This window comes from Vibrio sp. J2-4, from assembly GCF_021728155.1.
Lineage (GTDB): Bacteria > Pseudomonadota > Gammaproteobacteria > Enterobacterales > Vibrionaceae > Vibrio > Vibrio diabolicus.
Genome location: NZ_JAKKCN010000004.1, coordinates 542,543 through 556,804, shown reverse-complemented (window position 1 = coordinate 556,804; position 14,262 = coordinate 542,543). Strand labels below are relative to the sequence as shown.

Sequence of the window (14,262 nt, the reverse complement as noted above, 5' to 3'; positions counted from 1 at the left end):
CCTTATTGGTTGGTGCTGTCCTCAGACGCACAATTTGGCTGACAACTCATTGGAGTAGTTAGGTGCTTCTTTGGCACCGGTGTCATCATCGCCAACAACATTTTTTGTTTTATATGTTTGGGGATATCTGGATTAGAGAGTATCCGCCTTCGTGTTAACTCCATCATGGAGCTCACCGAGAGGTGTTCGACATTCTGCCCCTTCGCGTGGAAGATAAGGCGGGTCATTTCGTACATCATATCTTCTGCAATCTTCTTCTCTTGTTGCAGTTGGATATTCTTTTGCATCATGGCGCTGCCAAATAGCACACCTGAGAGCACGATGATGCCTGACAATGCAGAAGCAAGAGGGCGCCGTTGCACCAAGCGAAAGGCGCTATACAACGGCCAGTGTTTTTTCTGCTCGATAGGGCGACGTTCGATAATTCGCTCGATATCAATGCGTAGCGCTCGCACATCTGGGTATCGCACTTGGGTGGCTGGACGCGTCGCCCGTCTTATCACCCAATACACATCAGACCAAACCGCTGGTGACGGAAACATCAACGCGAGGATTTTGCCCAATGAATAAACATCGCTTTGTTCTGTCAGTACTTGTCCTGCCTGTTGCTCAGGGCTGGCAAAATTTTGGCTAAACGCAATCAGTGCCGAGGGTGCTCCCTCTCGGGTGGAGTGCGCTTTTTGAGTTAAGTTGAAGTCGAGCAGTTTGGGTCGTTTGCTACGATCAATCAGTATATTTTCTGGTTTTAGATCGGCATGCAAAACATGATGCTGGTGGGCGTGCTCCATCGCCTGACAAATCTGCTTAAACAGCAGCAGTTTTTCCGTCTTTTCCAGCTTATTTTCTGACAGGTATTCATCTAAGGTTTGACCAAATACCCGCTCCATCACGATGTAAACTGAATCTTGATGAAGACCGCCATCAAACACTTTCGCTATGTACGGATGGTTTAGACGCGCGAGCAGTTGTGCCTCATCGAAGAGTGCACGTTGTCCCAGCACATTACTCAAATTGCTTTGAATAAACTTGATAGCTAGATCTTGTTCGAACGTTTCATCTGCACGTAGGGCGGCGTAAACGACACCCATGCCACCGCGACCCAACTCATGAGTTAGGCGATACTTACTGATGACTTCTCCGCTTAGATCGACGTCTCGGTTCGTAGCCTGGTGAGCACCAAAGTAAAGTAACTGCGTTAGTTGTTCTTCAGGTGTCTCGTGGGCTAAAAGAGGAACGAGTTGTTGATACAGCTCAGGTTGACTTTGTTGCAATGCTTGGAGGTATTGCTGCTTTTGGGAGTCGTCCAGATCAAGCAAGTGATAGTAAATCTGGGTTTCGCTAGAGCCTAACTGCACTGTGCCTAATGTCTTATTCTTTTAGGTACGGCATTTTATAAGAACTTTGATATAAATGTCATTTATTTATTCGGCTTTGACTCACAATGTATGAAACGCAATTTGGTGGCTAATAGAATAATAACGTCATGATTTTGCGAATTATTTTCACTGAGCTTGTCGGCAGGGAGTCTATTCGTCATAATGTTACTTGTAACATTACTGATAAATCACATATTTATGGCTCAACAGAATAAGAAAACTCGCACGACATTGCAGGATGTCGCAGACCAAGTTGGCGTCACGAAGATGACGGTTTCACGTTATATGCGTAACCCTGAATCGGTGGCAGAAAAGACTCGGGCCAAGATTGCGACTGCGATTGAAGAGATGGGATACATCGAAAACCGCGCCCCCGCTATGTTGTCAAAGTCGTCCAGTAAAGCCATTGGTATTTTACTGCCCTCATTGTCCAACCAAATTTTTGCTTCCTTTGTTCAGGGCATCGAGATGGTGACCAAAGCCAATGGCTATGAGACGCTTTTAGCGCATTTTAGCTACGATGAGCTTGAAGAAGAACGCAAGATCGCGTCATTACTCTCTTATCAGGTCGATGGACTTATTCTAACTGAAAGCCATCACACGCCGCGTACATTGCAAATGATAAAAAATGCAGGGATCCCTGTAGTGGAAACCATGGAACTACCACCAAAGCCGATTGATATGGCGGTTGGGCTAGATCATGAAGATGCCTCGTACACGGCGGTTAAGCAGATGCTAGATTCAGGTAAGCGTACAATCGTTTATTTTGGGGCGCGTTTGGATACGCGAACCAAGCTGCGTATGCAAGGTTATGATCGCGCGATGACGGAAGCAGGGCTAGAGCCTAAGCACGTATTAACGGGTGATCACTCTAGCTTTTCTTTAGCGCATGATTTGCTTGAACGTGCGCTAGAAACTCACCCAACGCTTGATGGCGTATTCTGTACCAACGACGACATCGCGATAGGGACCATGCTGAGCGCGCAACAACGTGGCATTCAAGTTCCGCAGCAGCTGGCGGTTGTGGGCTATAACGCGCTGGATATTGGTCAAACCATCAGCCCGAAACTGACTAGCGTCGATACACCGCGTTTCAAAATCGGTGAAAAGAGCGCAGAGCTTTTGATCGCGCGTCTGAAAGGTGAAGCGCAAGAAGAAAAAGTGGTTGATATGGGGTATCAAATTACCTCCGGAGAGAGTGTTTAACTCGCAGTTAACTGCTCTCTGTATTCGCTCATCAATGGTATTGGCAGGTTAGGGTATGGCACATCAGCTGGATGCATTGGATCTCAACTTAATGCGTTTATTAAAGGCAGTGGTGGAAAACCGCAGCATCAAGCTGGCCGCGATGCAGTTGGGCATTTCTCAACCGAGCGCCAGCCGCGGCGTGATGAAGCTCAAGCAAGTGTTTGATGACCCGCTGTTTGTGCGTAAAGCGCATGGGGTTGAGCCGTCACCGATGGCGATACGCCTCGCCGCCGAGTTCGACAACATGATTGCACCACTGGAAAAAGTAGTGCAAGAGTTTGAAGTGTTCGACCCACTGCAATACCAAGGGCAGATCGCGATTGTGACCGACCCTTATTTGATGGATGAGCAAGGGCAGCGATTGCTAACTGGCTGCCATCGAGCGTTCCCTAAAGCGCACTTTGCCTTTTCCAGTTGGAACAGTTACTCGCACGATGAAATGCTCGAAGGTGAGCACGATTACTGCATTCTTGACCAAGAGACCGAACTGTCGAAAGACATTTACATGCGCCCGTTATTCGTTGAAAAACGAGTGATTTTGGCGCGTAAAAACCATCCGACCTTGTCGAAAGTCAGCAATGATTGGGACACGGTCTCCAAGCTGCCCCTTGTTTCTTTGCCTGCGCCCGCGTCATATAAACCGCTTTGTACCGTGGAGTCCGAGTATCGCCGCATGGGCTATGAGCCCGTGGTGTTATTGAAATCCTATAATTTGCGCGTGGCTTGCCAAATGCTGCAAGAAACCGACGCAATTATGTATGCCAGTCAAAGCTCGGCATTGTTGATGCCGGAACTGGCGTCTTACGCAATGCCACTCGTCAACCGTGAGTTCAGTCAGTTTGTGGTCTCTGGCGGTTTCCTTCAAACCAACCGCAACCATCCTTTGCACAGACACCTGCATAAAGTGGTGCGACAAACCCTCAATACGCCGCTGATTTTTACGCAGTGACGTCACTTTATGGCATCGGCTGAATGAGAGAGCTGGTGCTTTAACCTTGTCAGTATTGTGTGATTACATAGACAACTTACTTCTTAAGGTATTCAAAAATGAATATCTCAATTACCTGTCTCTTTTTCCTACCCAGCGCTAACCTTATCTCAAATAGTCAGGAGAAGTGGCTCATTTTTATCTTTTTAACTTTTTGAATGTCGATACAGGTACGCGACATTCACCATTCTCCGTTATGCATTTTTTTAATTTCTGATGGAGGATTAATCATGCTAGTTGCACGTCTATTTTTATTGCTCGCCATCGTTGCCGAAGTGGCTGGCACCAGCACCATGTCTCTTATCGGACAAGGGCACGGGTGGTGGGGCTACATCGTAATGTATGTGCTGATCGCAATCTCTTACTACTTTCTCGCGTTTGCCGCGAAGAAAATATCGATCGGCGTGGCATACGCTGTTTGGGAAGGGTTGGGTATCTCATTGATCACGGTCGTTTCGATCGTGTTGTTTGATTCTGACTTAAATACCCAAGAGCTGCTTGGTTTGATGTTAGCTGTCATCGGCATCGTTTGTGTGACTTTAGGTGAGTCACACGGTCAATCTAACACCAAGAAAAACGCCGATAAACTGGCAAAAGAACGTTCATTTTCTACAAGTGTAAGGTGTGAATCATGAGTCAATTTTTTACGATGTCATTTGGATTTGTCGTGATGGCTGCCTTGGTCGACATCGTGGCCAATATGGCGCTCACACGTTCTCACGGCTTTAAATACAAAGGCTGGGGCATTACCGCGATTGTGTTGGTACTGGCTGCATTCACGTTATTGGCGCAAGCGGTGAAAGAGATCGACTTAGCCATTGCTTACGCCTCTTGGGGCGCGATCGGTATCTTGGGTACCGCAGTGGGTGGTGCCTTACTGTTTAAGCAGAAACTCAAGCCAATCGGCTGGTTTGGTATCTTTATGGTGATTGCTGCGGTCGTGGTGATGAAAACCGCTTAATGCAATCCTCTGAGCCCCAGATATCTTCATTCTGAACAGCGAGGGACGAGCGTGATTCAGAATCTACTAACAAAAAAGTGCTGTGGCAGAGGGATTTTCTCTGGCTTCACAGCATTTTGCTATTAGATTCCTGATCTCGCTTAGGCTCGTCGGAATAACGGACTAATTCGTTTATTGTAAAAGAACAGTGACCAATCCCAAAGCTCGTCATTCTGAACAGCGAGGGACGAGCGTGATTCAGAATCTACCAACAAAAAAGTGCTGTGGCAGAGTTGTTTTCTCTGGCTTCACAGCACGTTGATATTAAATTCCTGATCTTGCATAGGCTTGTCGAAATGACGGAGTCATTCATTTTTAAGAAGAACAGTGACCAACCCCAAAGCTCGTCATTCTGAACAGCGAGGGACGAGCGTGATTCAGAATCTACCAACAAAAAAGTGCTGTGGCAGAGGTGTTTTCTCTGGCTTCACAGCACGTTGATATTAAATTCCTGATCTTGCTTAGGCTTGTCGAAATGACGCGGTCTTTCTTCTCGCCTTAAACAATGAAGCTTGCGCCTTCTTCTGCGCTAGAGACGTTTTGGCGGATCACGCTAAACAAGCCTCGTCCCCATGTTTGTTGGGTAGATTCGGTGTCGAAATGAATCAAATCGCGACCAGTGGTGTCACTTAAGTTGTTCAATTCGCCCGCTTGGCAATCAAGGCGAATCAAATCGCCGTTGCGCACCAAACCAATCGCGCCGCCACGAATGGCTTCTGGAGAAACATGAATCGCAGACGGAATTTTACCTGACGCGCCAGATAAACGACCGTCAGTAACCAGCGCCACTTTAAAGCCCGCTTTTTGCACGTTACCTAAAATTGGCATCAGCTTGTGCAGTTCAGGCATGCCGTTTGCCGCTGGGCCGTTGTGTGTGACCACAACGATGCAATCTTTGTTCAGCTCACCAAGTTTGTACGCCGCTTCCACTTCATGTTGGCATTGGAATACGATCGCAGGTGCAACAATCACGCGTTGCTCTTCTTTCACCGCAGACACTTTCACCACGGCTTTGCCCAAGTTGCCAGTCAGTACGCGAGTGCCGCCAGTGTTTTGGAAAGTGGCGTCCGGTTTGGCGATCACGTCACCGTCTTGGCTGCCTTGGCACGGTGTCCAAGTCAGTTGGCCATCGACAAGGCTCGGCAGCGTCATTTGGTCTTCAAATTCACCAAACACGGGTTTCACATCGCGATGTAAAAGCTCGGATTGGTTCAAGCGGTGCAATAACGCTGGCACGCCCCCCCCGTTTTGGAACGCGTTCATATCGGCTGGGCCGTTCGGGTAAACGCGAGCTAACAAAGGAACCACATCCGACAGATCGCTGATGTCTTGCCACGTGAGCAAGATGCCAGCAGCACGCGCCACGGCGATCATATGAATGGTGTGATTGGTGCTGCCGCCAGATGCAAGTAGAGCGATGATGCCGTTGACCAAGCTCTTTTCTGTGACCACCTCGGCCAGCGGACGGAAGTGTACAGAACCCGCCGTCATTGAGGCGATTTTCAGAGCCGCGTGATCGGTTAACGCTTTACGCAGTTGGGTATGGGGATGAATGAATGCCGAACCTGGCAGCATCAAGCCCATGGCTTCGAACACCAACTGGTTGGTGTTGGCGGTGCCGTAAAACGTGCACGTACCCGCAGAGTGGTAAGCGCGACACTCCATATCCAGCAGAGCGTCTTTGCCGACTTCACCCGCTGCGTATTTTTGGCGCACGTCGACTTTCTCTTCGTTGCTGATGCCTGTTGCCATCAGACCCGCTGGTACAAACGCAGTCGGTAGGTGCGCGTAAGACAGCGCGCCCATCAGTTGCCCCGGGGCGATTTTGTCACAGATGCCAAGCAGCAATGTGGCATCAAAGACATTGTGGCTCAAAGACAACGCCGTTGATTGCGCAATTAAGTCACGCGAAAACAGCGACATATCCATGCCTGCTTGACCTTGAGTCACCCCATCGCACATCGCTGGCACACAACCTGCGACTTGCGCTGTATGTCCGTAGTCCGCCAGCACTTTTTTGATTTGTGCTGGGTAATCTTGGTACGGCTGGTGGGCGCTCAACATGTCGTTGTAGGCGCTGATCAGCGCGACATTGGCATGAGTAAAATCGAGAATATTTTTCTTTTCAGAAGAGCAAGAAGCGGCGACTGCATGGGCTAAGTTACCACAAGATAAACCAACACGGCCTTTGCCAGCTTCGGCTTGCACTTCGGTGCGAGCAAGAAACGCAGCGCGCGCTTCACGGCTGCGCTCGGTCAAACGTTGTGTGACCTCAAGAACAACAGAGTGAGTCATTACGCCACCTCGATCGCTTGCATTTTGATTAGCTCAGCGGCAGAGCGTTCCACCACGTCGCTGATGTCTCCGTCGATACTGATGATCAGAGTTTGAGGCTCGTTATCTGGGCGCTCTAGCGTCTCGAATTGGCTCTTCACCATGTTTTCTTTCATGAAGTGGCCTTTGCGCATACGCATGCGATTAAGGATCAACTCCATATCGCCATCAAGGAACAGGAAGGTCACGTTGTCGTTGCCTTCGCGGATCTGATCGCGGTAAATCTTTTTCAGTGCTGAACAGACAATAATGCCGTGTTCGTTTTTGCTTTCTAGGCTGTACGCCGCATCACGAATGCGTTCTAGCCATGGCTTGCGATCATCATCGTTCAGAGGTTGGCCCGATGCCATTTTCTGAATGTTCGCTCGTGGATGAAGATCATCACCATCAATGAATTTACGCCCTAGCTTTTTCGCTAGATGCTCACCAATTGTGCTTTTACCACTAGCACAAACGCCCATAACGATGACACTACTACCAGCCATAACTTATCCTCATAACCAAATTTGCGCGTGATCTCAATTTTTGAATTCACTTTAAAATATGGGTTTATCTTATTCATGTTATCGGTAACATGTTACCGGTAACTGAAATAAATGTGAACCATAACACAAACAATAATTCTTAAAGGTGAACCTATGGAGCAATTAACCCAAGCCCCAGATCCTACGTTCCTACTGACGATTGCAGGCCTTGCCATTGCAGCGTTACTCGTTCTGATCATTAAACTGAAAGTCCATGCTTTTGCTTCCCTTACTATGGTGAGTTTAGGCACAGCAATCGCCACTGGCGTTCCTTCTGAGAAAGTCGTATCGACCATGATGGGCGGCTTCGGCGGCACACTGGCTTCCGTGGCATTGCTGGTTGGTCTTGGTGCGATGATCGGTAAAATTCTTGAAGTGACTGGCGGTGCGAAAGTGCTGGCAGACACTTTGATTGGTCGCTTTGGTAAAGAGCGCGCACCATTTGCTTTGGGCGTCGCTTCATTACTGTTTGGCTTCCCAATCTTCTTCGATGCTGGCCTTGTAGTGATGATGCCAATCATCCTAAGTGTGGCGGCTCGTTTTGGTGGCTCACCAATTAAATACGCGTTGCCTGCTGCCGGTGCTTTTGCGGTTATGCACGCGTTTGTTCCACCACACCCAGGTCCGGTTGCAGCGGCAGAATTCCTTGGCACAAACATCGGTCTGCTATTGGTGGTGGGTATTTTGGTTGCTATTCCAACTTGGTACTTTGGCGCTTACCTATTTGGTTTGTACGCGGGCAAAAAATTCGATATCCCACTATCTAAAGCCTTCTTTAATGGCGAAGCGATGGTGGATGAGCGCAACGCACCAAAATTTGGCACGGTTATGACCATCCTTGTGCTGCCAGTCCTGCTAATCTGTTTGGATACGGTATTGAACACACTGGCGGTTGCGGGTGTGATTGATGGCAAAACGGCACTGGTTGAGTTCCTACGTATGCTAGGTAAAACCCCAGTTGCGTTGCTGATCACTTTGATTGTCTGTCTGGCTGTGTTTGCCAAAGACTACGGCATGGCAAAACTAGAAAAATTATGTGGTGAGTCATTGGCTCCAATCTGTGGTGTTATCCTAGTAACAGGCGCAGGTGGCATGTTCGGTGGCGTACTGCGCTCAAGCGGTATTGGTGATGCACTGGCTGACGTTCTTACAGACACAGGTATGCCTGTGATTGTGGCGGCGTTTGTGATTTCCACCTGTCTGCGTGTTGCTCAAGGCTCGGCAACCGTAGCGCTAACCACGACGGCGGCTCTTATCGCGCCAGTTGTGGCAGCATCAACAGGTTTGAGTGAACTAGACCTTTGCTTTATCGTAATCGCGATTGCGGGTGGTGCAACAGTGCTTTCTCACTTCAATGACTCTGGTTTCTGGTTGGTATCTCGTCTCCTTGAGATGGATGAGAAAACCACATTAAAAACTTGGACGGTAATGGAAACGTTACTTGGTGGTATCGCGTTTATTATCGTCGCAACATTAAGCTTTATTCTTTAGAGGTTCCCCATGACAACACTTGAACAACGATTAAGAGAAATCAAAATCGTCCCAGTTATCGCAATCAACGACGTAGCACACGCTCTGCCACTGGCAAAAGTGTTGGTAGAAAACGGTTTACCATGTGCGGAAGTGACATTCCGCACCGAAGCGGCGGCGGAGTCGATTCGCATCATGCGTGAAGCGTACCCAGAACTGTTGATTGGCGCGGGCACCGTTCTGACCACAGAACAAGTGGATATCGCGATCGAAGCGGGCGTGGACTTTATCGTTAGCCCAGGTTTCAACCCAACCACAGTGAAATACTGTCAGCAACGTGGCGTGACTATCGTACCAGGTGTAAACAACCCAAGCTTGGTTGAGCAAGCGATGGAAATGGGTCTGCGTACGTTGAAGTTCTTCCCTGCTGAGCCATCAGGCGGCGTAAGCATGCTGAAAGCACTCACGGCGGTTTACCCAGTGGAATTCATGCCAACAGGTGGCGTAAGCCCATCCAACGTGGAAGATTACCTAGCGCTGAAATCGGTTGTTGCTTGTGGCGGTACTTGGATGGTGCCAACCGCAATGATGGACAACGGCGATTGGGAAGGTATTGCTGAATTGGTTCGCGCAGTTAAGTAAAACGCACAAACGGCTCCGAAATACCCCCGAACGTTAGAAAACGTGATACGAAAAAGGGTCATCAAGTTACTTGATGACCCTTTTGCTTTTTGGAATGAAGCGGCTTTAGAAGTGATGCTTCATAAAGCGCTTAATAAAGCGAATGAAATCTGCTTCGGCTAGCTTCGCGCACTTCAATGTTTGGGCGTGAGACAATTCTACATCTCCCAAGCCTTCTGCCATGTTGGTGATCGCACACACTGCCAATACGGGTAAGCCGCAATGCGCTGCAGAAATCACTTCTGGCACGACCGACATGCCCACTACATCACCACCGATGATTTGCATCATGCGGATTTCGGCTGCGGTCTCAAAGTTGGGGCCAGTGTAAGAGACAAACACGCCTTCATTCAGGTGAATACCATTGGCTTTGCCGACTTCAAACGCTTCTGCGCGTAGGTCTTTGTCGTACGCATTGGCGAGGCTGAAGAACCTCGGGCCGTACTCTTCATCATTCGGACCGATCATTGGCGATTCAGGCATGGTATTGATGTGGTCATGAAATACCACCAGAGAACCGACATCAATACGCTCAGGGCGAAGTGAGCCTGCTGCGTTGGTGACGAGCAAAAACTCACAGCCCAGCTTTTTAAAGGTGCGCACGGGCGTGGTCATGACCTTCATTGAGCCGTGTTCGTAGTAGTGACCGCGACCTTTCATGCACACTACGTCTACGCCGCCCATGGTACCAAGCACCAACTCACCAGAGTGGCCTTGCACGGTGCTAACCGGAAAGCCTTCGAGCTCTTCGTATGGAATGACCACTTTGTCTTGTAGTTCGTCTGCCAATACGCCTAAGCCAGAGCCTAAAATAAACGCTGCTTTAGGTTGGAAGTTTGGTTTGCGTTCGCGAATGGTTTGTAGTGCGCCGATTACTGGATCGTGATTCATGTTAGTCACCTTCTGGTTGTGTGTTGATTCCATTGTGTGACTTTCTGCGCTGGTTATCTTTGCTTTATTCGCTACTATCATCCTTAAAAAGAGGATGATGAAATTCGCTAGGACTCAATGCATGAAGTCAGAACCATTTGAGCGCGTGACGCTGAAGATGCTGCGTTACTTTTACGAGGTCGCACAAACCAAGCATTTCACTAAGGCGGCCGAGAACCTCAATATCACCAATTCACCGTTGAGCAATCGCATCAAAGAGTTGGAAGAGGTGCTTAACGTCAAACTGTTTGAGCGTGATTCAAGAAACGTCATGCTGACGGAGGCCGGGCGATTGTTGGAGTCCAAATGCCAACTGATTTTTCAGACCTTGGATGTCTCGCTCAATCAAGTGCAGCAAGTGGGGTTGAACCAGAGAAATATCCTGCGAGTTGGTGTGGTAAGTAGCGCATTTTGGGGCGGATTTGATCGTCTGTTACAGCGCTTCCATGCTGAGCATGACACTTATCACGCCGACATTTTTGACCTCAACCCAGAGACGCAAAAGAAACATCTGAGCGAGAAGAAAATCGATGTAGGCATTGTTCGTTTTGCCGATGCACTCAACATTTATCCGTATCAGTCGGTATCTTTGGGCAAAGATGTGTTTGTGGTGGCGGTGTCGGAGCAACATGAGTTAGCCAGCAAATCTTTGCTGCGGCTCCAAGATTTAAAGACGTGTGAGTTTGCGTTTATGAGCTTGGCGAATTCTGCCTCGGCAAACTTCATCATCAATGCCTGTCTGCAAGAAGGCTTTTCACCCCATATTGGCAAACAAGTGGTGGAGCCAAGCACCTTGATGGCGTATGTAGCAAACAGCAATACCGTGACGTTGGTGCCGTCGACGTTTTCTCAGCATCATTGGCATGGGATTCGTTTTATCAAGCTGAAAGAGTCACTGCGTGCAGACTTGTGTCTGATTCATGACGGTAAGCAGGAGAGTGCTATCAAAGCCGAGTGTATTCGCACGTTATTGGAGAATGCGAGTTAAGCATGGGCAAACAAAAAAGGTCACCCTAAGGTGACCTTTTCGAATGATTCGCTGAAATCAGCAATGCGATTAGCGCGCAATTAACGCATCGTTACGAATTCTTCAGAGCCCGTTGGGTGGATAGCCACAACAGAGTCGAAGTCTGCTTTGGTTGCGCCCATCTTCATTGCTACGCCGAAGCCTTGGATCATTTCATCTACCGTGAAACCGATGCCGTGTAGACCAACAACCGTTTCTTCTTCGCCCGCACATACAAGCTTCATCTTACATGGTTGACGGTGCTTAGTAACGGCGGTGTACATCGCAGTAAAGCCAGATGTGTAGACTTTGATGTTGTCTTTGCCGTACTTCTCTTCCGCTTCTTGCGTTGTAAGACCGATAGTGCCGATTGGTGGGTGGCTAAATACCACAGTTGGTACCAAATCGTAGTCCATCTTCGCGTTTGGTTTATTGTTGAACAAACGCTCAGAAAGTTGACGACCCGCTTTCACTGCTACTGGTGTTAGCTCGATACCGCCTTCCATGATGTCACCCACACAGTAGATGCCTTTCACGTTGGTTTCTTGGTATTCGTCTACCTTAATGTAGCCTTTTTCGTTCGTTGCCACGCCAGTTGACGCTAGGTTGATTGCGTCTGTCGCTGGGTGACGACCGATTGCCCAAATCAGTTGGTCAACGTTTTGGCTCTCACCGTTTTCTAGGTGCAGAGTTAGGCTGCCATCGGCTTCTTTTACCACTTCTTTTGGTACAGAGTGGGTGTGCAGTTTTGGACCTTCTGCGTCCATCACTTCAACCAACGTATCGATGATCATTGGATCGAAGCTACGTAGTGGTGACTCTTTACGTACGAACAGGTGCGTTTCTGTACCTAGCGCGTGCAGTACGCCAGCAATTTCAACTGCGATGTAGCCTGCGCCCACAACCGCAACGCGTTTTGGTTGCTCTGCTAGGTCGAAGAAGCCATTTGAATCGATGCCGTATTCAGCGCCTGGAATGTTTGGAATAGTAGGACGACCACCAACCGCGATCAGGATGTGATCCGCTATGTAGTGTTCACCGTTTACTTCGACAGTTTTTTCGTCAACAAACTTAGCAAAGCCTTTAATCACGTTTACTTTGTTGTTGCCAAGAACGCGATCGTAAGATTGGTGAATACGACCAATGTACGCCTGACGGCTCTCAACCAGTTTGCTCCAGTCGAAACCTTTCACGTCGACATCAAAACCGTAATCTTCTGCGTACAGGTTCATTGCTTCTGCGATTTGCGCGCCATGCCACATCACTTTCTTCGGTACACAACCTACGTTTACACAGGTACCACCGAGATCTTGAGCTTCGATTAGCGCAACTTTCGCGCCGTACATCGCCGCACGGTTTGCAGATGCGATGCCGCCACTGCCGCCACCGATACAGATATAGTCAAAATGAGTCGCCATTACTTTCTCCAAGAGCTTATAAATTTTATCTGGTACATAGATAGATTGGGATGACCTTGCCCGAACTCAATGCCACCGTTATCCCACTATCATAAATCTAATTCGACTAATTCCTAAATGGGAAAAAGCGACAATACTTATGACAAATAGCGATGAGAGGCACAAAAAGAAGAATAAGCGCGATCAGACGGCGGGGTTGAGAGCATAAAAAGCGCAACGAGCATGTCGTTGCGCTAGAAGGTTTCGGTGCAGATGAGCTTACTCTGGCACAATCCAGTCCACTTTCCAGTGGCCAGTTGCTGGCGCGATCGCGTCTTGCAGGAATGGCAGAATCTCTTTCATCTGGCTTTCCAGTTTCCACGGCGGGTTAATCACAATCATGCCGGATGCCGTCATGCCGCGCTCGTTGGTATCGGGTGCGACACCTAACTCGATTTGCAGAATTTTACGAATGCCCAGTGCTTCCAGGCCTTCGATCATATCTTCGATGTCGTGACGGTTTACCACTGGGTACCAAATCGCGTAGATACCGGTTGCCCAACGCTTATGGCTCTGATGAATCGCGCGCACTACATCGCGGTACTCTTTCGCGAGCTCGTATGGTGGGTCAATCAGCACCAAACCACGACGCTCTTGTGGCGGTAAGCTTGCTTTTAGGCGTTGGAATCCGTCCTCTTTGAAGATGCTCACTTGGCGATCGCGATGGAATTCTTGCTCTAACAATGGGTGATCGGCTGGGTGCAACTCGGTCAGCACCATGCGATCTTGTGGGCGGATTTGCGCGCGCGCCACACGTGGTGAGCCTGGGTAGTAACGCAGCTTCTCGCCGTTGTTGAGCACTTTGATGGCATCGATGTAGCTTTTGATGTCTTCAGGAATGTTTGGGTTATCCCAAATACGTGCGATGCCTTGTTTGTATTCGCCCGTTTTTTCAGACCATTCGTGAGTCAGATCGTAACGGCCCACACCCGAGTGGGTATCGTGATAAACGAATGGCTTATCTTTTTGTTTCAGCGCATCAAGAATGAGGCTTTGAACGATGTGTTTGACCACGTCGGCATGGTTGCCAGCGTGGAAGCTGTGGCGGTAACTTAACAAATTAAACTCTCGAAACACTCTTTGGCTGAGTGTGGTCTGTGATTTTCACTCTATGGCGGTATTATACTCAAGTAACTTAAAGATGTAGAACTTCCAATCAAATCCGTTCCTCTAACTAGGGGCTCACTATTGAAATTTCTTTAAGTCACCCACACTTACTATTGGTAATCGAATTGAACTAGGTGAGTT

Annotated in this window: 13 protein-coding genes; 7 read left to right on the top strand and 6 right to left on the bottom strand. The window is 48.6% G+C overall.

From position 1 onward, the window contains the following. Positions 1-2: 2 nt before the first annotated feature. Positions 3-1,355 (bottom strand): serine/threonine-protein kinase, encoded by a 1,353-nt coding sequence (locus L3V32_RS17120; RefSeq protein ID WP_085343348.1) that lies wholly within the window; start codon positions 1,353-1,355, stop codon positions 3-5. Between the two features lie 219 nt (positions 1,356-1,574). On the opposite strand from L3V32_RS17120, the gene L3V32_RS17115 reads away from it, so the two are divergent. The 4 genes from L3V32_RS17115 to L3V32_RS17100 all read left to right on the top strand — a co-directional run bounded on the left by L3V32_RS17115 (position 1,575) and on the right by L3V32_RS17100 (position 4,573). Then, positions 1,575-2,582: a LacI family DNA-binding transcriptional regulator gene (locus L3V32_RS17115; RefSeq protein WP_005394370.1), complete on the top strand. Its 1,008-nt coding sequence runs from the start codon at positions 1,575-1,577 to the stop codon at positions 2,580-2,582. Between the two features lie 55 nt (positions 2,583-2,637). Beyond that, positions 2,638-3,573, top strand: a complete 936-nt coding sequence (locus tag L3V32_RS17110; RefSeq protein ID WP_017449353.1) for a LysR family transcriptional regulator — start codon at positions 2,638-2,640, stop codon at positions 3,571-3,573. Between the two features lie 269 nt (positions 3,574-3,842). Then, complete coding sequence (locus tag L3V32_RS17105; RefSeq protein ID WP_237284774.1) at positions 3,843-4,247, top strand: SMR family transporter; 405 nt, start codon at positions 3,843-3,845, stop codon at positions 4,245-4,247. Continuing rightward, positions 4,244-4,573, top strand: coding sequence for an SMR family transporter (locus tag L3V32_RS17100; protein ID WP_237284773.1), 330 nt, complete (start codon positions 4,244-4,246; stop codon positions 4,571-4,573). The genes L3V32_RS17105 and L3V32_RS17100 overlap by 4 nt, the downstream gene beginning before the upstream one ends. Positions 4,574-5,110: 537 nt before the next feature. Here the strand turns inward: L3V32_RS17100 and edd are convergent. Then, positions 5,111-6,907: a phosphogluconate dehydratase gene (gene edd, locus L3V32_RS17095; protein ID WP_237284772.1), complete on the bottom strand. Its 1,797-nt coding sequence runs from the start codon at positions 6,905-6,907 to the stop codon at positions 5,111-5,113. Further along, positions 6,907-7,431, bottom strand: a complete 525-nt coding sequence (locus tag L3V32_RS17090; protein WP_005478642.1) for a gluconokinase — start codon at positions 7,429-7,431, stop codon at positions 6,907-6,909. Before L3V32_RS17090 ends, edd begins: the two co-directional genes overlap by 1 nt. Before the next feature lie 153 nt (positions 7,432-7,584). On the opposite strand from L3V32_RS17090, the gene L3V32_RS17085 reads away from it, so the two are divergent. Both L3V32_RS17085 and L3V32_RS17080 read left to right on the top strand, forming a co-directional pair. Beyond that, positions 7,585-8,961 (top strand): GntP family permease, encoded by a 1,377-nt coding sequence (locus L3V32_RS17085; RefSeq protein WP_237284771.1) that lies wholly within the window; start codon positions 7,585-7,587, stop codon positions 8,959-8,961. Between the two features lie 9 nt (positions 8,962-8,970). Beyond that, positions 8,971-9,582, top strand: coding sequence for a bifunctional 4-hydroxy-2-oxoglutarate aldolase/2-dehydro-3-deoxy-phosphogluconate aldolase (locus L3V32_RS17080; protein WP_005379148.1), 612 nt, complete (start codon positions 8,971-8,973; stop codon positions 9,580-9,582). A 105-nt stretch (positions 9,583-9,687) separates the two neighbouring features. Here the strand turns inward: L3V32_RS17080 and xapA are convergent, their stop codons facing one another. After that, on the bottom strand, positions 9,688-10,512 hold the full coding sequence (gene xapA / locus L3V32_RS17075; protein WP_005379149.1) for a xanthosine phosphorylase: 825 nt from the start codon (positions 10,510-10,512) through the stop codon (positions 9,688-9,690). A 121-nt stretch (positions 10,513-10,633) separates the two neighbouring features. Between xapA and L3V32_RS17070 the strand changes: the two genes are divergently transcribed. Then, complete coding sequence (locus tag L3V32_RS17070) at positions 10,634-11,539, top strand: LysR family transcriptional regulator (RefSeq protein WP_237284770.1); 906 nt, start codon at positions 10,634-10,636, stop codon at positions 11,537-11,539. 80 nt (positions 11,540-11,619) lie between these two features. On the opposite strand, the gene gorA is transcribed toward L3V32_RS17070, so the two are convergent. Next, a complete protein-coding gene (gene gorA / locus L3V32_RS17065) occupies positions 11,620-12,975 on the bottom strand; it encodes a glutathione-disulfide reductase (protein WP_237284769.1) in 1,356 nt (451 codons plus the stop codon). Positions 12,976-13,233: 258 nt separating this feature from the next. After that, a complete protein-coding gene (locus L3V32_RS17060; RefSeq protein ID WP_005394390.1) occupies positions 13,234-14,073 on the bottom strand; it encodes a 23S rRNA (adenine(2030)-N(6))-methyltransferase RlmJ in 840 nt (279 codons plus the stop codon). Between the last annotated feature and the right edge of the window lie 189 nt (positions 14,074-14,262).